We start from the raw sequence: 21,322 nt of genomic DNA on the forward strand, positions 1-21,322 counted from the left end.
ACGACTACGTCCGTGAGGCGCTGGAGGGGCTCGTGGCCACGCACGACGATCTCCTCGCGCTGCACGCCGAGCCGCTGTTCCTCGCTCGGCGCGACCCGGCCTCCGACAGGGTGGCGATCGTGTCTGGCGGTGGCTCGGGCCACGAGCCGCTGCACACAGGGCTCGTCGGCGACGGGATGCTCGACGCTGCCGTGCCTGGCGCCCTGTTCTCGAGTCCGACCTCCTTACAGGTCAAGGCCGCGGTCGAGGCCGTCGACGCCGGCCGGGGCGTGGTCCTGGTCGTGAAGAACTACACCGGTGACGTCCTCAATTTCTCGATCGCGCGTGAGCTGCTCGCCGATCGTCATGACGTCGAGATAGTGCTTGTCGCCGACGACCTCGCGACGACCTCGACCGTCGATGGAGGACCTGGACGGCGCGGCACTGCGGCCACGATCGTGGTCGAGAAGGTGTGCGGTGCGGCCGCCCGTCGCGGCGCGGATCTTGCCGAGGTTGCCGCATTGGGGCGCCGGACGGTCGAGCGGTCGGCAAGCCTCGGCGTCGCTTACCGTGCGTGCACCAATCCGCTCACAGGAGCTCTGTCGTTCGACCTGGCACCCGACGAGATCGAGATGGGCATCGGCATCCATGGCGAACGAGGTCGGGAGACCCGACCGGCAGGAACGGCCGACGACGTCGTCGAGGAACTGGTCGGGCATCTGGTCGGCCACCTCGCGCTGCCGCGCGACGCCCCGGTGCTTCTGCTTGTGAACGGGCTGGGTGCCGCGCATCCTCTGGAGCTGTCGGTGATCGCTCGGGCGGCACGGTCAGCACTCGGGCGGCGCGCCATCCGCGTCGACAGATCGCTCGTGGGGACGTACGTGACCGCGCTCGACATGCACGGGTTCTCCATCACGTTGACCCACCTCGACGATGAACTGCGTTCGCACTGGGACGCGCCGGTCACGACCGCAGCGGTGTCGTGGTGAGCGCGCTCGACACGGCGGCGACCCGCGCCTGGCTGTTGCGGTTCGCCGACCGCGTGATCGCCGATGCCGATGACCTCACGGAGCTCGACCGGCTCGCTGGTGACGGTGACTTCGGCTGGAACACCAGCGCCGCACTCCGCCGGGCCCGTCCCGCTCTTGAGTCGGCGGGAGCTGCTGTTCCCAGTGCGTTATGGGCCGCGCTCAGCGACTCCTTCCTCGCCGCCGGAGGCACGAGCGGGCCGCTCTTCGGGTTGTGGTTTGGTCGCCTCGGGGCTGCCGACGTCCCCGTGTGGACCGCTCGCGACCTCGCCGAGGGCGTCGCCCGAGCCACCGAAGCCGTCACCCGACTCGGCGGCGCCTCAGCCGGTGACTGCACCATGGTCGATGCGATGATCCCAGCCGTTGGTGCCCTCGCGCGGTCGGCCGAGCGTCCGTGGGCCGAGGCGCTCGCAGCGGCCGCTGTGGCGGCCGCTGAAGGCGCAGCGTCGACCGGTGCGATGGTTCCATCGCGCGGCCGGGCGAGTTACGTGGGAGAAAGGGCCCGTGAGGTCGTTGACCCGGGAGCGCTGGCCGTCGCCTGGTTCTTCGAGGCTGGATCCGACTCATGACGCTCCCACACGACCGCGTGATCGTAACGATCGCCCCTACCGGAGGATTCCTTACCCGAGAGCACCATCCTCACGTGCCGGTGCAGCCCATCGAGATCGCCGAAGATGTAGCGCGATGCGTCGACGCAGGGGCCAGCGTCGCCGCGCTGCACGCACGACGACCCGACGGACAGGCCACCTGCTCGGCGGCGATCTACCGCGACATCAACACGCGAGTGCGCTCCCTGCGTGACGTGATCGTCAACAACTCCACGGGCGGAGGCATCAACGGCGACCTGCTGTTCGAGACGGACCAGGGAACTCATGCCATCGACTGGGCTGCACGGCTCGAGGGACTCGATGGGGGCGCCGACACCTGCACGCTGGACGCCGTCACCGCCTACATCACCGGGCCCGATGGGCGCGAAGTGCTGATGGACACATCGACCGCCAGGGCACGCCAGCTCGCCGACGGTATGCGCGCCCGCGGTATCAAGCCGGAGTGGGAGGCGTTCAGCCCGACCCACCTCATCCGTGAGGTCGCTCGACTGACTGACGCAGGGATGGACGCCGCACCGCACATCATCAACCTCGTGCTCGGGCTCGACGCCACGTTCCAGAACGCGCTGCCATGGGGATCTCAGCACCTTCGCTCAATGCTCGATGTGGTGCCGACGAACTCCGTAGTCGGCGTGAGCATCAACGGCCCTGACCAGATGGTCGGTCTCGCCCACGCCCTCACCCTCGGGCTGAACGTCCGTGTCGGCATCGAGGACCACGGCTTGCTGCACGGCGAGCCGGCCGAAAACGTCCGCCTGGTGGAGCACGTCGTATCGATCATCGAGGCTCTCGGCCTGACCCCGGCCACCCCTGCCGAGGCGCGAGCTGCCCTTGGCCTCGACGAGGAGGTTCCCCGTGCCTGATTACGACAACGTGCAGTTGCGCTCCCAGGACTGGTTCGGCGGAACCGGGCTCAACGCCTTCATCCACCGGTCGTGGATGAAGAATCAGGGCACTCCGGACCGCATGTTCGACGGCCGGCCGGTCATCGGCATCTGCAACTCCTTCTCGGACCTGACCCCCTGCAACGCGCACTTCCGCGACCTGGCCGCCGAGGTCAAGGCCGGCGTGCTCGAGGCCGGCGGGTTCCCCGTGGAGTTCCCCGTGATGTCGTTGGGGGAAACGATCGTCCGACCCACGACGATGCTCTACCGCAACCTAGTGGCGATGGACGTAGAGGAGTCGATCCGAGCGAACCCGGTCGATGGCGTCGTGCTGCTGTGCGGTTGTGACAAGACGACGCCGGCCCTGCTGATGGGTGCGGCAAGCGTGGACGTTCCGACGATCGTGGTCTCCGGCGGGCCCATGCTGACTGGTCGCTTCCGTGGACAGAAGGTGGGCAACGGCACCTCGATGTTCCACATGAGCGAGGAGGTCCGGTCGGGTCGGATGACCGAATGCGAGTTCCGTGCGGCCGAGTCAGACCAGGCACGGTCCGCCGGGCACTGCAACACGATGGGTACCGCGTCCACCATGGCATCCATGGTGGAGGCGCTCGGCATGTCGCTCTCCGGCAACGCCGCCATTCCCGCGGTTGACGCCCGTCGGCGGCTGCTCGCTCGCGACAGCGGCGTACGTGCCGTCGAGTTGGTTCACGAGGGTGTCACCATGTCATCGATCGCCACGCGTGAGGCGTTCGAGAATGCGATCCGGGTGAATGCCGCAATCGGTGGATCGACCAACGCCGTGGTGCACTTGCTCGCGCTGGCCGGTCGCCTTGAAGTCGACCTCGAACTCGACGACTTCGGGCGCATCGCTGAGAAGATTCCGCTACTCGTTGACCTGATGCCCTCAGGCCGGTTCCTCATGGAGGACTTCTTCGAGGCGGGCGGCGTGCCGGCCGTGCAGCGTGAGTTGGGCGATCTGCTGCACGACGCGGCAACCGTCACCGGCTCCACTGTGCACTCGAACGTCGCCGATGCGGTGCGTTGGGGGGATGATGTGGTGCGTCCGGTCGACGACCCGCTCAAGGAGAACGCCGGGATCGCCGTGCTACGAGGCAACCTTGCCCCGGGAGGCGCCGTCATCAAGCCCGCCGCGGCCACACCCGGACTGCTCCGACACACCGGCCCCGCGCTGGTCTTCGACAGCATGGACGACCTGCGGAACCGGATCGATAGTCCCGACCTCCCAGTCGACAGAGATACGGTGCTGGTCCTGCGCAACGCTGGCCCGCGCGGCTTTCCCGGCATGCCTGAACTGGGCAACCTGCCGCTGCCCGCAAAGTTGTTGCGCGAGGGGGTGACTGACATGGTGCGGATCTCGGACGCCCGGATGAGTGGCACAGCATTCGGCACGGTCGTACTGCATGTCGCACCAGAAGCCGCCGCTGCGGGCCCATTGGCCGCGGTACGCGACGGTGATCTGATCCGCCTCGATGTCACGACGGGCGAGCTCGACCTTCTCGTCGACGAGGCCGAGATTGCGGTCCGCCTGGCCGCTGTGCGGCCGATGCCCGCGCCCGCTTCGGGCTACGCTCGCCTATACGTAGAACACGTGACCCAGGCTGACGCGGGCGTCGACTTCGACTTCCTCGTCGGTCGTCGAGGATCACTGGTCACGGGAGACAACCATTGATGACGTCGACGCAGATCGTGGTTGTAACGGGTGCCGGAACCGGCGTCGGGCGGGCCATCTCGAGAGAGTTGCTCGACCGGGGCCACGGGGTCGTTCTCGCAGGACGCCGACGTGCGCCGCTCGACGATGCCGCCGCGGGGCATCCCGCCGCCACCGTGGCACCGCTCGATGTCGCCGATCCTGCGGCCGTCGCAGCCATGTTCGGGGATGCGTTGGCCAGGCACGGTCGGGTTGACGTGCTGGTGAACAACGCGGGCACCTTTGGACCTGCTGTTCGCATAGACGAACTTCAGCTCGAGGACTGGGAGGACACCTGGCGTACCAACGTAACCGGGTCGGTGGTCTGCGCAAGAGAGGCGGTTCGCGTCATGCTTGCGCAGGACCGGCCCGGCGGACGCATCATCAACAACGGCTCGCTGTCCGCACAGGTGCCGCGCCCGCACAGCGTGGCCTACGCGGTGACCAAGCACGCGATCTCGGGGCTCACAGCGTCGCTGGCCCTCGATCTTCGAGACGAAGGGATCGCCGTTACCCAGGTCGACATCGGCAACGCCTCTACCGCGATGACGGCGGGAGCCTATGTCGCCCAAGGTGCACTTCAGCCCGATGGCACCCACAGGGCGGAGCCGACCATTGACGTGCGCCACGTCGCGACACTCGTCGCTCAGGTGGTCGAACTGCCGACCGACGTCGCTGTGCCGCAGCTGACTGTGATGGCTCGCGCCATGCCGTTCGCCGGTCGTGGCTGAGGGTCAACGGCGGCTTTGGAGCACCGGGCGCACCACGGACCGGGCATCGATGAGCTCCTGCGAAATCGTGAGAGCCGTGGTACGGACGGCCGCGTCCATGCGGTTGGTGTCGAAACGTCCGGCCATCCCAGACATCGACACGGCCGCGAGGGCAGCACCATCGGGGCCGAACACAGGGGCAGCGACGGCCACGATGGTGGGGATTGCCTCCTGCCGGTCGAAGGCGACGCCCCGCCGACGTACCACCTCGAGTTCACGGCACAGCTCGTCGTGGTCGACCACAGTGCGTTCGGTTAGCCGTGGGAGCACCCGCGGAATCTCTACCGAGCCCTCGCTGAAAGCGAGGATTGCTTTGCCCGACGCGCTCGCGTGTGCGGGCCAGCGGCCCCCGGTGTGTTGTGGCAGCCTCGGTCCTTCGCGACCGCGGAACATCTCGATGTGCACGACCTCGAAGCCGTCGAGCAGCGCCAGGCCGACATTCTCGTGGGTGGCTTGGTGCAGCGTGGCCAGGTGTCGTTTGGCGGCTTCGCGTAGGTCGCGCTGACGAGGTACCGCCTCCCCGATCTCGAACAACAGCAGGCCGGGACGGTAATCGTCTCCGTCGCGCTCGAGTAAACCGACCCGGACCAGGTCGGCCACCATCCGGTAGACCGTCGACTTCGGCAGCCCCGTGCGGCGGCTGAGAGCTGCGGCGCTCAGGCTGCCGCGACTGTCTCGAAACTGCTTGATGACCTCGGTCGCGCGACCGATCGCACTGATCTCTCCGTCAGGACGGTGTACCGGGCTCATTGTTGGATCCTCTCGGCGAGGCGCACCGCGGTGACGACGGGTGCACCGGAGAGCCGTTGCGCGCGATCACTCCCGTCGATCCTTGGACCGACGGTCGGGATGCACCAGCGTGCCATCTTTCTCCAGTCGTGGGCGTCATCGTCAATCGTGCTTCGCCCGCAAGGTCATCGCGAGGACTCAGTCCCATTGAATGGGACTTTCGCAGCGGTCGTCCGTTCTGCTCTTGCCAGGTTGCCCCCATGTATGTCCCGAATTCCTGTCCCGAGACAAGTTGCATGACTGGTTTGCGTGCGTGCGTGCGACGCTGGGGGAATGGCCAACAGACTCGCGTCCGCAACGTCGCCGTACCTGCTCCAGCACGCTCAGAACCCGGTGGACTGGTGGGAGTGGTCGCCCGAGGCGTTCACCGAAGCGCGCGAGCGCAATGTGCCGGTCCTGCTGTCCGTCGGCTATGCCGCCTGCCACTGGTGCCACGTGATGGCGCACGAGTCGTTCGAGGACGAGACGACGGCGGCGTACATGAACGAGCACTTCGTCAACATCAAGGTCGACCGGGAGGAGCGGCCGGATGTGGATGCGGTCTACATGGCGGCGACGACGGCGATGACCGGGTCGGGTGGGTGGCCGATGACGGTGGTGCTCGACCACGACGGCAACCCGTTCTTCGCGGGCACCTACTTCCCGGACATGCCGCGCCACGGGCAGCCGGCGTTCACGCAGGTGCTGCAGGCGCTCTCGGAGGCGTGGACGCAGCGGCGCTCGGAGATCGGGGCGGTGGCGGACAACGTACGTCAGCATCTGGCCAACATCTCCGGGGTGGCCGGGGCGGCGGGCGACTGGCAGGTGGATGTCGATGCTGTGGTCGAGACGCTGGCGGGGGAGTTCGACCCGATGGCGGGCGGGTTCGGGGGCGCGCCGAAGTTCCCGCCGTCGATGGTGCTGGAGTTCCTGCGGCGGGCGGCCGGGGCGCTCGGCGCTGACTCGCGGGTCTCGCACATGCTCTCGCGCACCGTCGCCGCGATGGCGGGCGGCGGGATCTACGACCAGGTCGGGGGCGGGTTCGCGCGCTACGCCGTCGACCGCGGCTGGGTCGTTCCCCACTTCGAGAAGATGCTCTACGACAACGCCCAGCTGATCGGCCTCTACGCCCGGCTCGGCACCGAGCTCGGCGATCGGGTCGCGCGGGAGAGCGCCGACTGGATGATCCGCGAGCTCGGCACCGCCGAGGGTGGGTTCGCCTCGGCGCTCGACGCCGACAGCGAGGGGGTCGAGGGCAAGTTCTACGTCTGGACCCCGGCCGAGCTCGTCGAGGTCCTCGGTGCCGAGGACGGTGCCTGGGCCGCGCAGGTCTTCGAGGTGACCGAGGCCGGCACCTTCGAGGAGGGCGCCTCGACCCTGCAGCTGCGCCACCGGCCCGAGGACACCGAGCGGCTCGAGTCGGTCAAGGCGCGGCTCCTGACCGCGCGTGCGGAGCGGGTGCGGCCGGCGCGCGACGACAAGGTCGTCGCCGCCTGGAACGGGCTCGCGATCAGCGGGCTGGTCGACGCCGGGCTGCTGCTGGGCGAGCCGAGATACGTCGATGCGGGACTTGCTGCCGGGGAACTGCTGTGGGACAAGCACTGTGTTGGTCTCGACACGCCTCCGCCTAGCGGCTCCGGCGGCTCGACCAGCGAACTACCGTCGGTTGAGCCCGGCGAGCGCCAGCGAGCCGGTGTCGAAACCAACACAGTCCGCCTGCTCCGCGTCAGCCGCGACGGCGTGGCCGGCGCGCACGCAGGCGTGCTGGAGGACTACGGCTGCGTCGCATCGGGATTCCTGAGCCTGACCCAGGCCACCGGCGACGCCACCTGGCTCGACCGGGCGACGAGCCTGCTCGACACCGCGCTGACCCACTTCCGCGCCGAGGACGGCGGCTTCTACGACACCGCCGACGACGCCGAGGCGCTGGTCACCCGGCCCCGGGACGCCTCCGACAACGCCAGCCCCGGCGGCACCAGTGCGATGGTCCACGCGCTCGTCACCGCCCACGCGCTCACCGGGGAGGGCCGCTACCGCACCGCCGCCGAGGAGGCGCTCGCCGCCACCAGCACGCTGATGACCAAGGCGCCCCGGTTCGCCGGCTGGTCGCTGGCCGCGGCGGTCACGATGGCCGAGGGGCCGTTGGAGATCGCGGTGGTCGGTCCGCCTGGGCCTGACCGCGACGCTCTCGAGGCGGCCGCCCGGCGGAAGCCCGGCGCGGTGGTGGTCGTCGCCGACGAGGCCCGCGAGGACATCCCGCTGCTGAGCAGCCGGACTCCCGTGGACGGGAAGGCCGCGGCGTACGTCTGCCGGGGTTTCGTCTGCGAGCGCCCGGTCACCACGGTGGAAGAGCTAGCGAAGACCCATACCTGATACGCAGGAACTATGTGGCGATCCGCTATGTCGGCGTGAGCGGAGAAGTGTAACTTCGGTCACATGACGGTCGATGTGATTGCGTTCCTGGAGCTGCTGGCCGGGGATGCCACGGAGGCCGAGTTCGAGGGACCGTCGCGGGCCGCGCGAGCGGCAGGGGCGACGGTCGAGGAGCAGGAGCGGATCGACCACGCCAAGCGCCTCGCGCTCCAGGTCAGAGCCACCCTCGAGGCACGCCGCAGGCGCGAGGGCGAGCTGGGCGCACTGTTCGAGTCGGCCAACGACCTGGCGATGCTGACCAACCTGGAAGCGGTGCTGCAGGCGATCGTGACCCGGGCGAAGCAGCTGCTGAACAGCGACGTCGCCTACCTGACCCTCAACGACGAGCGCCGCGGTGAGTACATGCGGGTGACCGAGGGGATCCTGACCGCGGCCTTCCGCTCGACCCGGATCCCCTTCGGCATCGGCCTCGGCGGCCTCGTCGCGCAGACCATGAAGCCCTACTCGACCGCCGACTACATCCCCGACGAGCGGTTCCGGCACGCCCCCGACATCGACGCCGCGGTCAGCGGCGAGGGCATCCGCGCGATCATCGGCGTTCCCCTCCTGCTCGGGAGTCAGGTCATCGGCGTCCTCTTCGCCGCCAACCGCACCGTACGTCCCTTCGGTGCCGAGGCGAGCGCGCTGCTCGTCTCGCTGGCGGCCCACGCCGCGATCGCCGTCGACAAGGCCCGGCTGCTGGAGGAGACCCGGGCCGCGGTCGCCGAGCTCGAGGTGACCACCCGTCAGCTGCAGGCGCGCAACGAGGTGGTCGAGCGCGCCGCCGACGCCCACGACCGGCTGACCCGGATCGTCGTCGAGGGTGGTGGCGTCGACGACGTCGTACGCAGCGTCGCCGAGGTCCTCGGCGCCCGGGTCGTCGTGCTCGACCTCGACGGCGAGACGATCGCGAGCAGCGCCCCGGACCAGCCGGTCTCCGATTACGAGGCGGCCGTGACCAGGCGGAGCCTCGACCTGAGCCGCACCGCGGGCAGCGGCGACGTCTACGCCACCCCGGTGCTCGCCGGTGCGGAGCAGCTCGGCTCGATGCTCCTCGGTCCGCGTGAGGTCGACCGCGACGACGGTGATCTGGACGACGGCGACCAGCGGATCCTGGAGCGCGCGGCGCTGGTGACGGCGCTGCTGCTGCTCTTCCGCCGCAGCGTCGCCGAGGCCGAGGGCCGGGTGCGCGGCGAGCTCCTCGACGAGCTTCTCTCCGGCACCACCCCTGACCCGGAGACGCTGCGCGAGCGCGGGCGCCTGCTGCAGGCGGACCTGTCCAGGCCCTACGCCGTGGTGGTCGCGAACGTCCCCGGCGACCGCGCGAGGGTCGGCCAGGCGGCGACGTTCGTCGCGGCGACCCACGACGGCTTCGCGGCGGTGCGGCAGGGACAGGTCGTGCTGATCTTCCCGGACTGCGATGCCCGCGCCGCCGGTGAGCTGGTCGTCGAGGGGCTGCGGCTGTCGGCGGGAGCGCCGGTGACGGTCGGCGCGGCCGGCCCGGTGCCGGGTCCGCTGAGCAGTCCGGGTGCCGTGGTGAAGGGCTACGACGAGGCCCGTCGCTGTCTCGCGGCGGCGATGACCCTGGGCCGGGAGGGTGAGGTGGTCACCGCCGACGACCTCGGGTTCGTGGGGCTGCTGCTCGGCTCCGACGGCCACCCGGCGGCGTACGTCACCTCGCGGCTGGGTCCGGTGATCGACTACGACACCGCGAAGGGGTCGAAGCTGGTGGAGACCCTGCGGGCCTACTTCGCCGCCGACCGCAACCTCACCCGCACCGCCGCGGCGCTGCACGTCCACGTCAACACCGTCACCCAGCGCTTGGAGCGGGTCACCCGGCTGTTGGGCAAGGGCTGGCAGGCGCCGGAGCGCCAGCTCGAGGTGCAGCTGGCGCTCCGGCTCCATCAGCTCGTTGCCTAGGAGCTCCTAGGAACGACGGCGACTCAGCCAGATGTGGCGAGCGGTACCCCAGATGCCCCGGCGGAACAGCAGCACCACGGTCACGAACACGGCCCCGGTGACGATCCCGATGCCGTCGAACCCGGACGAGGCCAGGTAGTCGGCGAGCATCACGATCAGCCCGGCGCCGATGACCCCGCCCCACAGCGTGCCGATGCCACCCAGCACCGTCATCAGCACGACCTCCCCGGAGGTGGCCCAGTGCAGCTCGGGCAGCGCGACGAACCCGTGCGAGACCGCGAAGACGCCGCCGGCCAGCCCGGAGAGCCCGGCCGAGAGCACGAAGACGATGAGCTTGTAGCGCTCCACGTCGTAGCCCAGTGCCCGGGCCCGCGGCGCGTTGTCGCGGATGGCGACGAGCACCCGCCCGAAGGGGGAGTGGACGATCCGCCAGGCTGCCCACATCCCGAGCAGGATGATCGGCAGCGCGGCGTAGTAGAAGAAGAACGAGTCGGTCTCGACCGCCTCGATCCCGAAGAACGACCGCGGCACGCCTTGGAGCCCGTTCTCGCCGCCGGTGAGCGAGGAGGCCTGGTTGGCGATGAAGAAGAGCATCTGCGCGAAGGCCAGGGTGACCATCGCGAAGTAGATGCCGGACCGCTTCACCGACAGGTAGCCGATCGGCACCGCCAGGACCATCGCGAAGAGCGCCCCGCCGAGCACCGCCACCGGGAACGGGACGCCGAGGTGGATGGCGATCAGTCCGGTCGCATAGGCGGACCCGCCCCAGAACGCGGCGTGACCGAAGGAGAGCAGCCCGCAGTAGCCCAGCAGCAGGTCGAGGGCCACGGCGAAGAGCGCCCAGGCGGCGATGTCCATCGCCACCGGCGGATAGACGAACCATGGCAGCCCGAGCGCCACCACCAGACCCACGGCCAGCAGCAACAGCCGCTGCCACGGCCGTGCCCCGGCGATCGCCGCGTGCTGTTCGCTGACGCTCGCGCCAGCGGTCGCGATCGATGTCATGCCGTCGCCTCCTCTCGGCCGAAGAGCCCGGCCGGCCGGGCCAGGACGACCACGGCCATGAGCACGAAGATGAGAACCTGCGCGAACGTCGGTGCGTACGCCTGCCCGAACGCCTCCACGAGCCCGACCAGGAACCCGCCGACGACGGCACCGACGATCGAGCCGAGCCCGCCGATCACCACCACCGCGAACAGGATGATGATGAAGTCGCTGCCCATCTCGGCGGTGATCGCCCGGAACGGTGCGGCCAGGACTCCGGCCAGCCCGGCGAGCGCGACCCCGAAGCCGAAGACCGGCGTCACCCAGCGCCCGACGTTGATGCCGAGCGCACGGGCGAGCTCCGGCCGCTCGGTCGCGGCCCGCACGATCATCCCCACCCGCGTACGCGTCATCAGCAGCCAGACGCCGAGGCAGACGAGCAGCGCCACACCGATCACGAAGAGCTGGTAGACCGGCAGCCCGACGCCACCCACCTGCACCCGCCCGTCCAGTGCGGAGGGGCGTTCATAGGGCAGCCCCGAGACCCCGTAGCGGCGCTTGACCAGGTCGACCAGCAGCAGGGTCAGCCCGAAGGTGAGCAGCAGGTTGTAGAGCGGGTCGAGCGGCAGCAGCCACTGCACCAGCAACCGCTCGACCAGCATCCCGAAGACCAGCATCAGCAGCGGCACCACGATCAGCGCCAGCCACAGGCTCATTCCGACGGTGTCCAGGAGCACCGCGGCCGCGACCGCTCCCAGCATGTAGAAGGCGCCGTGGGCGAAGTTGACCACGCCCAGCACCCCGAAGATGACCGCCAGGCCGAGCGCGGCCAGCGCGTAGAAGCTGCCGGCCGCGAGCCCTTGGACGGTGTATTGCAGAACCGCGTTCATACGAATCCCTCTAGACCTCGGGTACAGCTACATCGAGCAGCCGGACTCCGCCGCCGGGCGGAACGCCTCCTCGGCCGGGATGGTCTTGATGATCTCCTCGTAGTCCCAGTCCTCCTTGACGTCGGCCGGCCCCTTGACCCGGGCCAGGTAGACGTCGTGGATGACCCGGTGGTCCTCGGCGCGGATCTCACCGTTGCGCAGGAACATGTCCTCGACCTTCTTGCCCTCGAGCTCCGCGACGACCTTGTCGGCGTCGTCGGTGCCGGCCGCCTGGACCGCCTCCAGATACTGGGTGGCGGCCGAGTAGTTGCCCGCGTGGGCGTACGTCGGCCGGTCGCCGGTCTCCTCCATGAACCGGTCGGCCCACTCGCGGGACTCCTCGTCGAGGTTCCAGTACCACGCGTCGGTGAAGATCGTGCCCTCGAACGCCTCGACGCCGAGCGAGTGGATGTCGGAGATGAACATCAGCCCGACGGCCAGGTCGATGCCCTGGTCCTTGAGGCCGGACTCGTTGTACTGCTTGACCAGGTTGATCAGGTCGCCGCCGGCGTGCATGGTGCCGATGACCTGCGGTTTCGCGGCTCCCGCCTTGGTGATGTACGTCGCGAAGTTGTCGTTCGGGAACGGCGTCGCGATCGTGCCCGCGACCTTGCCGCCGCCGGCCTCGATGGCGCCGGTGAAGGACTTCACCATGTCCTGGCCGAAGGCGTAGTCGGGGTAGATCAGCTGCCAGTTCTTGCCGCCCTCCTCGGTCACGACGGTGCCGGTGCCGTTGGCCAGCATCCAGGTGTCGTAGGCGTAGTGGAAGGTGTACTTGTTGCACTGCGCGCCGGTCAGCTCGGTCGTGGCCGCGCCGACGTTCATGTAGAGCTTCTTCTTGTTCTTCGCCTGCGTCGCGACGGCCAGCGCGGCCGAGGAGGTCGGCACGTCGAGGATCACGTCGGCGCCCTCGCGGTCGTAGAGCTCCTGGGCCTTGGTGTTGGCGATGTCCGGCTCGTTCTGGTGGTCGGCCGAGGTCACCTCGATGTCGTCGACGACGGCCTCGTCGCCGTACTTCTTCTTGTAGTCGTCGATCGCCATCTGGATCGCGATCTTCGAGTTGGGGCCGGAGACGTCCTTGTAGACACCGGAGGCGTCGTTGAGCAGGGCGAGGACCACCTTGTCGTCGGTGAAGTCGCCTCCGCCCGCGCTCGGTCCGCCGGCGCCGCAGCCTGCGGTGACCAGGACACCTGCCATCACCATCGAGGCGGTGGCAACTGTGCGTCGCTTGTTCATCGTGTCTCTCCTCGCGGGGGTTGGGACTGCGTTGTGCTGGGGCGGTACGTCAGATCCCGAGGTGTTCGAGCAGTTCGTCCTGACGTTCGACGAACTCGTCGTTGTCGAGGCTCTCGACCAGGCGGCCCTGGGCGAGCAGGTAGTGGCGGTCGGCGACGGTGGCGGCGAAACGTACGTTCTGCTCGATCAGGAGCACGCCGATCCCGGACTGCTTCGCGGTCCGCACGATGTCGCCGATCTGGGCGACGATGACGGGCGCGAGCCCCTCGGAGGGCTCGTCGAGCAGGAGCACCCGGGCGCCGGTGCGGAGCACACGGGCGACGGCGAGCATCTGCTGCTCGCCGCCCGAGAGCGTCGTCCCGCCGGCCCGGCGGCGGCTGCCGAGGGCCGGGAAGGCGTCGTAGACCTGCTCCAGCGTCCACGCCGACTCCGAGACGCGGGGCGGCAGCAGCAGGTTCTCCTCCACGCTCAGGTTGGCGAAGATGCCGCGGTCGTCCTGCACCCAGCCGAGCCCGGCGCGGGCACGCTTGTGCGCCGGCAGCGTGGTGATGTCGCGACCGTCGAGCCGGATCGATCCGGTCAGGTGCTTGTGCAGGCCCATCAGGCAGCGGACCAGGGTGGTCTTGCCGGCGCCGTTGCGGCCGACCAGGGTGACCACCTCGCCCTCGGCCACGCTCAGGGTGGCCTCGCGCAGCGCCTGCGCCTCGCCGTACCAGGCACTCAGATTCTCTGTCTCAAGCACAGGGACCTCCATCAAGCACTGTGGGCCTCCCCGAGGTAGGCGGTGATGACGCGCGGGTCGGCGCGCACCTCGTCGTAGGGCCCCTCGGCGAGCACCGAGCCCTGCTGCAGGACGGTGACCCGGTCGGCGAGGTGGGCGACGACGTGCATGTTGTGGTCGACGAAGACGACCGTGCGGCCGGCGGCGATGCGCCGGACGAGCTCGATGGTGCGGTCGACGTCCTCGATGCCCATCCCCGCCGTCGGCTCGTCGAGCAGGAGCAGCCGGGGCTCGACGGCGAGCACGAGCGCGAGCTCGAGCGCCCGCTTCTGGCCGTACGCCATCAGGCCGGTCGGCCTGTCGGCGAGCTCGGTCAGGCCGACCTCGGCCAGCAGCCGGTCGACCTCCTCGCGGCGCCGGCCCAGCAGCTTCTCCGAGCGCCAGAACCGCAGGCCCTGGTTGGTGAGCCCCTGGAGCGCGATCTCGACGTGCTCGCGCGGGGTGAGGTTCTCGAAGAGGCTGGTGATCTGGAAGGAGCGGGCCACCCCGTGCCGGGTGATCCGCTCCGGTGCCATCCCGGTGACGTCGTCACCGAAGACCCTGATCCGCCCGCTGGTCGGCTTGAGGAACCCGGTCAGCAGGTTGAACAGGGTCGTCTTGCCGGCGCCGTTGGGGCCGACGAGCGCGTGTACGGTGCCCTCGGCGACCTCGAGGTCGACAGAGCTGACCGCACGGAAGCCGCGGAAGTCCTTGGTGAGGCCCTCGGTCCGCAATGCCATTTCCGGGGCCCGGTCCTGGATTGGTGTGGTGCTCGTCACAGGGGCGACGCTAGGGAAGTGGTGAGACGTACGCCATAGGGGTTCGGGACACACTGAGCGGGTCTGTTGTGTGGCGTGGAACCATGCCGACCCGTCGAGGCCCGGCCACATCTCCGGCCGCGCAGTTGTGTGCGCAGTCCACATGGCGCACGTCACACCGCGTCGCGATCCTTGAGCCATGCCCCGCACCCTCGTACGCAGATTCCTGACCTTCGGCTCGTCGCTGGCTCTCGCCGCCGCGGCCCTGGTCGCCGGCCAGGTGCCCGCGAGCGCCGCACCGTCGGCGAGCACCACCGACTGCTCGGCGCTCGCCGGGCTGAGGATCCCCGCGCACCGCATCGGCCTGCCGACCACCGGGGCGGAGGTGACCGCGACGACCTCGATGCCGGCCTCCGGAACCGGCCCGACCGCGATCCCGGCCTACTGCCGCGCCGACATCGCGATCCATCCGGTCGACCCGGCAGCACCCGACATCCGGATGGGGCTGGCGCTGCCGGAGGGCTGGAACGGCAGGTCGATGATGTTCGGGGGTGGCGGCTACAACGGCACCGTCCCCAACCTCGCCCAGAACGTGCCCTTCGGCCCGGTCGACCAGCGCACCCCGCTCGGGCGCGGCTACGCGACCTACGCCAGCGACTCCGGCCACCAGGCCGACACCACCCGCCACCCGATCGCCAGCCTGGACGGCTGGTTCGGCCAGAACGACGAGGCGCTGCGCAACTTCTCCGGCGACGCGCTCAAGAAGGTGCACGACACCGCCCGGTTCGTCATCACGAAGGCGTTCGGCCGCGGGCCCGGCACGACCTACTTCGCCGGCGGCTCGACCGGTGGGCGCGAGGCCCTCGCCGTCGCGCAGCGCTGGCCGCGCGACTTCGACGGCGTGATCTCGGCCTACCCCGCCTGGAACGCCGCCACCCTCGACCTCTTCTTCGGCCGGATCACCCACGAGTTCGCCAAGCCGGGTGCGTTCCCGTCGAAGGTCCAGCAGGACCTGGTCGCGCAGCGGGTCCTCGCCGCGTGCGACGGTGGCGACGGGCTCGCGGACGGCGTCGTCTCCGACGAGGCCGGCTGTGACTTCGACCCGGAGACCCTGCTGTGCGGAGAGGGCGAGACGCCCGGCGCCACCTGCCTCTCCCGCGAGCAGATCGACGCGGTCGTGGCCGCCGACAGCAGCTGGCGGCTGCCCTACCGGGTGGCCAGCGGCGAGTGGGGCTACCCCGGGTTCCCGGTGCTGTCGGGGGCGCGGATGTCCACCCCGATCCTCGGCTTCGGCACCACCGCACCGGCCGACCCGATGCCCGTCACCGCGGGCTACGGCATGCAGTTCTGGAACCAGTGGGCCAAGTACTTCATCGCCCGCGACCCTCAGATCAGCCCCTTCGCGATCGACCCGGCCGCCCCGGGGGAGTGGCAGCGCCGGATCAGCGAGCTGACCGCGCTCCAGGACGTCAACGACGTCGACCTACGCCCCTTCGCCCGCTCCGGCGGCAGGCTGATCCTGGTCCACGGTGCCGCCGACGAGCTGGTCAGCCACCGCTCCACGATCGACTACTACCAGCGGGTCCAGCGGGTGATGGGCAAGCGGGCCACCGAGGAGTTCTCGCGCTTCTACCTGGTGTCCGGCGCCAACCACGCCAACTTCGCCCCGGTCGCGTTCTCCGCCTCGTACGACTCCCTCACGGCGCTGCAGAAGTGGGCCGAGGACGGCGTCGCTCCGGACAGGCATCAGGTGGTCGCCGACGGCAACGTCGGGGCCAACCGCACCCGGCCCTTGTGCGAGTGGCCGACCTGGCCTGCGTACGTCGGGGGACCCGTCTCCGAGGCGAGCAGCTTCCGGTGCGGCATGTGACGGACTACACCCCCGACCTACCCAGTCCATCAGTCGAGATGGTTTCCTATCCCTCATGTCTGTTTGGCGAACCAAGTCCATCGAACAATCTCTCGCCGATGCCGACCACCCTGATTTCAAGCTCAAGAGACGGCTGACCGCCGTCGACCTGACCGTCTTCGGGATCGGCGTCATCATCGGAGCGGGAATCTTCACCCTGACCGGTCGGGCCGCGGCCCAGTACGCCGGTCCGGGTGTGGTGTTCTCCTTCGTCATCGCCGCGATCTGCTGTGGTCTGGCGGCGCTGTGCTACGCCGAGTTCGCCTCCAGCGTGCCGGTCTCGGGGTCGGCCTACACCTTCTCCTACGCCACCCTCGGCGAGATGCTCGCCTGGATCATCGGCTGGGACCTGATCCTGGAGATGGTCCTCGGTGCGTCCGTGGTCGCGCAGGGCTGGAGCAGCTACCTGGTGACGTTCCTGGAGGAGATCGGCCTCGGCTGGCCCGAGGGCTACGGCCCTGACGCCAACGCCGAGTTCGGCCAGCCCAACCTGGCCGCGCTGGTGCTCGTGATCGTCCTGGTCGGACTGATCGCGATCGGCATCAAGGAGTCGCTGCGGGTCAACCTCGCGCTCGTCGCCGTCAAGCTGTTCATCGTCCTGTTCGTCATCGTCGCCGGCATGTTCTACATCTCCGGCTCCAACTACGACCCGTTCGTCCCCGAGCGCGCCGGCTCCGTCAGCGGCGAGGGCATCCACCAGCCGCTGATCCAGTGGGCCTTCGGTCTCGAGCCGCAGACCTTCGGTGTCCTCGGCATCATCTCGGCCGCCTCGGTCGTCTTCTTCGCCTACATCGGCTTCGACGTGGTCGCCACGACCGCGGAGGAGGCCAACAACCCCCAGCGCGACCTGCCCCGCGGCATCATCGGCTCGCTGGTGATCTGCACGATCCTCTACGTCGCGGTCGCCCTGGTCATCACCGGCATGGTGAAGTACGATCAGATCGACCCCGAGGCGGCCCTCGCCACCGCGTTCCGTGACGTCGGCCGCGGCGGCTTCGCGACCCTGATCTCGGCAGGCGCCGTCGCCGGTCTGACCACCGTCGTGATGACGCTGATGATCGGCGCGATCCGGGTCATCTTCGCGATGAGCCGCGACGGTCTGTTCCCGGTGAAGTTCGCCCACGTCAACCCGAAGACCGGCACGCCGGTCCGGATCACCCTCACCGTCGGCGTCTTCGTCGCGATCGTGGCCACCTTCACCCCGATCGGCAAGCTCGAGGAGATGGTCAACATCGGCACCCTGACCGCGTTCGCGCTGGTCTCGATCGCCGTGCCGATCCTGCGCAAGCGTCGCCCGGACCTGCCGCGCGCCTTCAAGGTGCCGTTCAACCCGGTGCTGCCGATCGTGGCCGCGCTGATCTGCATCTACCTGACGCTCAACCTGAGCGTCGAGACCTGGCTGCGGTTCCTGATCTGGATGGCGATCGGCTTCGCGATCTACTTCGTCTACGGCTACCGCAACTCGCGCGTCGGCAAGGGCGGCGACGACAAGGCCGTCGAGCCCCTGCACATGTGACGCTCTGCCACCCAGGAAGGGGCGCGCGGCCGGTGGCCGCGCGCCCCTTCTCAGCTCACCGCGTCCAGAAGGCGATCGCCGAGGTCGGAGCGCAGGTAGAGGACCGACCGGCCGTGCCGGGCCGAGGTCAGCAGGCCGGCCGCGCGCATCGCCCGCAGGTGCTGGTTGACGGCCGTGGTGGTGACCCCGAGACGTACGGCCAGCTCGGTCGAGGACGCCGGGGCCTCCAGCAGGGTGAGCAGCCCGGAGCGGGTCTCGCCGATGAGGTCGCGCAGCGCCCGCGGCGCCTGCGGCCGGTCGGTCGTCCAGAGGGTGCCGAGGCCGCGCGCGGGGTAGAACATGACCGGCGGCTCCTGCGGCGAGATCGGGGTCGACGGGTTGCGGGTGAACAGGGTGGGGACCACGGTGAGCCCGACCCCCGCGGTCGTACGCCGGTAGTCGACCTTCGAGGTGGTGAGCCGGATCGAGAGGATGTCGTCGGCCAGGGAGACCCGGGGCGAGATGTCGGCGAACATCGCGGCCATGCCGGAGTGGACGATCGTGCGCCCGCGGTAGACGATGTCGGCCTCCAGCACCGCGCGCATCCGCTGCCAGTGCGGCTCGAAGCAGGCGTCCCAGTAGCCGCGGAGCGCGGTGAGGACGCGGCTCAGCACCTCCTGAGGGTTCCCGCCGAGGACGGCCGGCGGACCGTCGTCGAAGTGCACGGCGGCGAGGTCGGCACGTACGCGGTCCGGCGGTGTCGCCGCGACGACCTCGAGCTCGTCCTCGAGCCGGGCGAGCGGCGTGCGCGGTCGTGGGTTGAGGAAGTCCGGCGTCCAGAGCCGGTCGTTGGTCAGGGCGAGCAGGGTCTCGCGGTCCAGGTCGGCGGTGCCGACCGAGCGGAGCCAGGGCAGGTGGAGCGGGAAGCGGCCGGGGTCGCGCAGCGCGCGCAGCGAGAGGGTGAGCTCGTTGAGCGGCGAGATGGCGAACCTGACCTCGCTCAGGTCGGGGCCGGCCAGCTCGTACCTGATCATGAAGCAATACGCTACATCGTTAACGTTCCACGGTCGCCAGGTGCGAGAACTGCCTCATGATCCGACCTCCCAGCGACCCGGTCGAGCGCCCGCTCGTCGGCGCCGTCGCCGCCCTCTCGCTCGCCCGCGGGATGTTCTTCGCCGTCAGCGCGCTCTACTTCACCCGCACGATCGGGCTCTCGGCGGTGACCGTCGGTGTCGGCCTGACCGTCGCCGGCGCGGTCGGCGTCGTGGCCACGTACGCAGGTGGGCGGCTCAGCGACCGGTGGGGCGCCGACCGGGTCCAGCTGGTGGCGATGACGAGCTACGGGATCGCTCTGCTGGCCTACGCCCTGGCGCGGGACGTGGTCGCGTTCGTGCTGGTCGCGACCTGGGTCTCGGCCTCTCGGGGCTTCCAGTCGAGCGCGCAGTCGACGCTGGTCGCGCGCTGGTTCGACGGTCCCGAGCGGGTGGCCGTACGCGCCCGGCTGCGGGTGGTGATGAACGTGATGATCGGGGTCGGGACGCTGCTCGCAGCGGTGGCGCTTGCCGTGGACACCGGGGCGGCCTACCGCGCCACGATGGTGCTCGTCGGGGCGCTCACCACGCTCGCGGCGGTGCCGCTCGTCGGGCTCAGGCGCCGGGTCGCCGGGCTGGGCGAGACGATGGACGCCGGCTCCGGCCCGACGGTGGCCAAGGGACCCTCGCCGCTGCGCGACCGCACCTACGTGACCGCGACCGTGCTCAGCGGGGTGATGGCGATCCACTTCGGGGTGACCTCGATCGGGGTGCCGCTGTGGGTGGCCGACCACACCGACGCCCCGACCGTCCTGGTCTCGCTGCTCCTCGTGGTGAACACCGTCTACGTGGCGCTCTTCCAGGTGCGAGCCTCGCGCGGCACCCACGACATCGCCACGGCCGGGCGGGCCGTGCGCGGTGCCGGCTTCCTGCTGCTGGCGGCCTGCGTCCTCTTCGCCGCGGCGGCCTACGCCGGCCCCGTGGTCGCCACCGCGCTCCTGCTGTCGGCCGCGCTCGCGTCCTCGGCCGCCGAGACCCGCGGCGAGGCGGGCAGCTGGGGGCTGGCCTTCGAGCTGGCCGACCAGCAGCGGGCCGGTGCGTACCAGGGCGTGAGCCAGATGGGCTACGCGCTCGCCCACATGCTCGCGCCGCTGGTCGTGACCGCCACCGCGATCGACCACGGCACCGGCGGGTGGATGGCGCTCGGTGCGCTCTTCGCCGTCACCGGCGTCCTCACCGCCGTGCTCGCCCGGCACGCCGCCGCGGCGCGCGCCCCGGGCGTGCCTCAGCGCAGCGAGTACGTCGCCAGCGAGACGCCGGTGTAGTGGACGATGAACGCCAGGATCGTGAAGGTGTGGAAGACCTCGTGGAAGCCGAACCACTGCGGCCACGGGTTGGGCCGCTTGAAGCCGTAGATCACGCCGCCGGCGGTGTAGAGCGCGCCGCCTACGCAGATCAGCGTGAAGGTGGCGATACCGATGCCGACGCCGAGGGCGACGGCGCCGGAGAAGAAGGACGGGATGAAGAAGATCGCGGCCCAGCCGAGCGCGATGTAGTTCGGGACGTACAGCCAGCGGGGGGCCTCGGGCCAGAACACCCGGAAGAAGACACCCAGGATCGCGCCGGTCCAGACCACCGACAGCAGCACGATCTGGGTGGTGCCCTCGAGGAGCAGCAGCGAGAACGGGGTGTAGGAGCCCGCGATCATCAGCATGATGTTGGCGTGGTCCCAGCGCTTCAGGATGGTGTGGGCGCGGGCGCTCCACTTACCCATCGCGTTGCCGCGGTGGTAGACGGCGGAGACCGTGAAGAGCAGCAGCGCGGCCATCGTGAACACCGCCGCGCCGAGACGTGGCGCGCCCGACGGAGCGAGCACGATCAGCACGATCCCGGCGGCGAGGGTGAGCGGTGCGCTGGCCAGGTGGATCCAGCCGCGCAGCTTGGGGAGGGCCTCGTGAACGGTCGAGGAGACCGAGTCGGTGATCGTGCCGACCTTGAGGCGCATCGCGTCCGTCATCTCACTCATGAAGCGTTAGGTTATCGGTCGACCCTGAAGATCCGGTGAATCCCGTCCCGCTGGGTGATGTTCGGCCGGGATCGCGCGGGTGGCGGCGCCGTCGCGAGCGTCGCGAGACGGGTG

18 protein-coding genes are annotated in these 21,322 nt (G+C 69.8%); 10 read left to right on the top strand and 8 right to left on the bottom strand.

What is annotated here, in order from left to right; all coding sequences use genetic code 11:
- Positions 1-32: 32 nt before the first annotated feature.
- The 5 genes from ACWZJV_RS21050 to ACWZJV_RS21070 are packed head-to-tail and all read left to right on the top strand — an operon-like array spanning position 33 to position 4,941.
- Positions 33-968, top strand: coding sequence for a dihydroxyacetone kinase subunit DhaK (locus ACWZJV_RS21050; RefSeq protein ID WP_457178427.1), 936 nt, complete (start codon positions 33-35; stop codon positions 966-968).
- Positions 965-1,576 carry a DAK2 domain-containing protein gene (locus ACWZJV_RS21055; protein ID WP_457178429.1) on the top strand — a complete coding sequence of 204 codons (612 nt, stop codon included), beginning with the start codon at positions 965-967 and terminating at the stop codon, positions 1,574-1,576. Before ACWZJV_RS21050 ends, ACWZJV_RS21055 begins: the two co-directional genes overlap by 4 nt.
- A complete protein-coding gene (locus tag ACWZJV_RS21060) occupies positions 1,573-2,478 on the top strand; it encodes a 3-keto-5-aminohexanoate cleavage protein (protein ID WP_457178431.1) in 906 nt (301 codons plus the stop codon). The genes ACWZJV_RS21055 and ACWZJV_RS21060 overlap by 4 nt, the downstream gene beginning before the upstream one ends.
- Positions 2,471-4,192 carry an IlvD/Edd family dehydratase gene (locus tag ACWZJV_RS21065; protein WP_457178433.1) on the top strand — a complete coding sequence of 574 codons (1,722 nt, stop codon included), beginning with the start codon at positions 2,471-2,473 and terminating at the stop codon, positions 4,190-4,192. Before ACWZJV_RS21060 ends, ACWZJV_RS21065 begins: the two co-directional genes overlap by 8 nt.
- Positions 4,192-4,941, top strand: coding sequence for an SDR family oxidoreductase (locus tag ACWZJV_RS21070; RefSeq protein ID WP_457178435.1), 750 nt, complete (start codon positions 4,192-4,194; stop codon positions 4,939-4,941). The genes ACWZJV_RS21065 and ACWZJV_RS21070 overlap by 1 nt, the downstream gene beginning before the upstream one ends.
- Positions 4,942-4,944: 3 nt before the next feature.
- On the opposite strand, the gene ACWZJV_RS21075 is transcribed toward ACWZJV_RS21070, so the two are convergent.
- A complete protein-coding gene (locus ACWZJV_RS21075) occupies positions 4,945-5,730 on the bottom strand; it encodes an IclR family transcriptional regulator (RefSeq protein WP_457178437.1) in 786 nt (261 codons plus the stop codon).
- 312 nt (positions 5,731-6,042) lie between these two features.
- On the opposite strand from ACWZJV_RS21075, the gene ACWZJV_RS21080 reads away from it, so the two are divergent.
- Together ACWZJV_RS21080 and ACWZJV_RS21085 are read left to right on the top strand one after the other, a co-directional pair.
- Positions 6,043-8,121 (top strand): thioredoxin domain-containing protein, encoded by a 2,079-nt coding sequence (locus tag ACWZJV_RS21080; RefSeq protein ID WP_457178439.1) that lies wholly within the window; start codon positions 6,043-6,045, stop codon positions 8,119-8,121.
- A gap of 63 nt (positions 8,122-8,184) precedes the next feature.
- Entirely contained in the window at positions 8,185-10,080 is a 1,896-nt protein-coding gene (locus tag ACWZJV_RS21085) for a helix-turn-helix domain-containing protein (protein WP_457178441.1), read from the top strand.
- Positions 10,081-10,086: 6 nt separating this feature from the next.
- Here the strand turns inward: ACWZJV_RS21085 and ACWZJV_RS21090 are convergent, their stop codons facing one another.
- From ACWZJV_RS21090 to ACWZJV_RS21110, 5 genes are read right to left on the bottom strand one after another with little or no spacing between them, the layout of a single operon-like run.
- Positions 10,087-11,085, bottom strand: coding sequence for a branched-chain amino acid ABC transporter permease (locus ACWZJV_RS21090; RefSeq protein ID WP_457178443.1), 999 nt, complete (start codon positions 11,083-11,085; stop codon positions 10,087-10,089).
- Positions 11,082-11,954: a branched-chain amino acid ABC transporter permease gene (locus tag ACWZJV_RS21095; RefSeq protein WP_008359052.1), complete on the bottom strand. Its 873-nt coding sequence runs from the start codon at positions 11,952-11,954 to the stop codon at positions 11,082-11,084. The genes ACWZJV_RS21090 and ACWZJV_RS21095 overlap by 4 nt, the downstream gene beginning before the upstream one ends.
- Before the next feature lie 27 nt (positions 11,955-11,981).
- Entirely contained in the window at positions 11,982-13,229 is a 1,248-nt protein-coding gene (locus tag ACWZJV_RS21100; protein WP_008359050.1) for an ABC transporter substrate-binding protein, read from the bottom strand.
- Between the two features lie 49 nt (positions 13,230-13,278).
- Positions 13,279-13,971, bottom strand: a complete 693-nt coding sequence (locus ACWZJV_RS21105; protein WP_040755299.1) for an ABC transporter ATP-binding protein — start codon at positions 13,969-13,971, stop codon at positions 13,279-13,281.
- Between the two features lie 11 nt (positions 13,972-13,982).
- Positions 13,983-14,768 carry an ABC transporter ATP-binding protein gene (locus tag ACWZJV_RS21110; RefSeq protein WP_457178446.1) on the bottom strand — a complete coding sequence of 262 codons (786 nt, stop codon included), beginning with the start codon at positions 14,766-14,768 and terminating at the stop codon, positions 13,983-13,985.
- 178 nt (positions 14,769-14,946) lie between these two features.
- Between ACWZJV_RS21110 and ACWZJV_RS21115 the strand changes: the two genes are divergently transcribed.
- Positions 14,947-16,617, top strand: coding sequence for a tannase/feruloyl esterase family alpha/beta hydrolase (locus ACWZJV_RS21115; RefSeq protein WP_457178448.1), 1,671 nt, complete (start codon positions 14,947-14,949; stop codon positions 16,615-16,617).
- 55 nt (positions 16,618-16,672) lie between these two features.
- The gene (locus tag ACWZJV_RS21120) at positions 16,673-18,172 is read left to right on the top strand and encodes an amino acid permease (protein WP_457178449.1); all 1,500 of its coding nucleotides are present in this window, start codon (positions 16,673-16,675) and stop codon (positions 18,170-18,172) included.
- A 50-nt stretch (positions 18,173-18,222) separates the two neighbouring features.
- On the opposite strand, the gene ACWZJV_RS21125 is transcribed toward ACWZJV_RS21120, so the two are convergent.
- Positions 18,223-19,185 (bottom strand): DUF5937 family protein, encoded by a 963-nt coding sequence (locus ACWZJV_RS21125; protein ID WP_457178451.1) that lies wholly within the window; start codon positions 19,183-19,185, stop codon positions 18,223-18,225.
- 56 nt (positions 19,186-19,241) lie between these two features.
- Between ACWZJV_RS21125 and ACWZJV_RS21130 the strand changes: the two genes are divergently transcribed.
- Complete coding sequence (locus tag ACWZJV_RS21130; RefSeq protein WP_457178453.1) at positions 19,242-20,507, top strand: MFS transporter; 1,266 nt, start codon at positions 19,242-19,244, stop codon at positions 20,505-20,507.
- Here the strand turns inward: ACWZJV_RS21130 and trhA are convergent.
- Entirely contained in the window at positions 20,468-21,208 is a 741-nt protein-coding gene (gene trhA, locus ACWZJV_RS21135) for a PAQR family membrane homeostasis protein TrhA (protein ID WP_196875157.1), read from the bottom strand. The two genes, ACWZJV_RS21130 and trhA, sit on opposite strands and share 40 nt — an antisense overlap.
- Between the last annotated feature and the right edge of the window lie 114 nt (positions 21,209-21,322).

The sequence above is a fragment of the Nocardioides sp. WG-D5 genome (assembly GCF_054031175.1).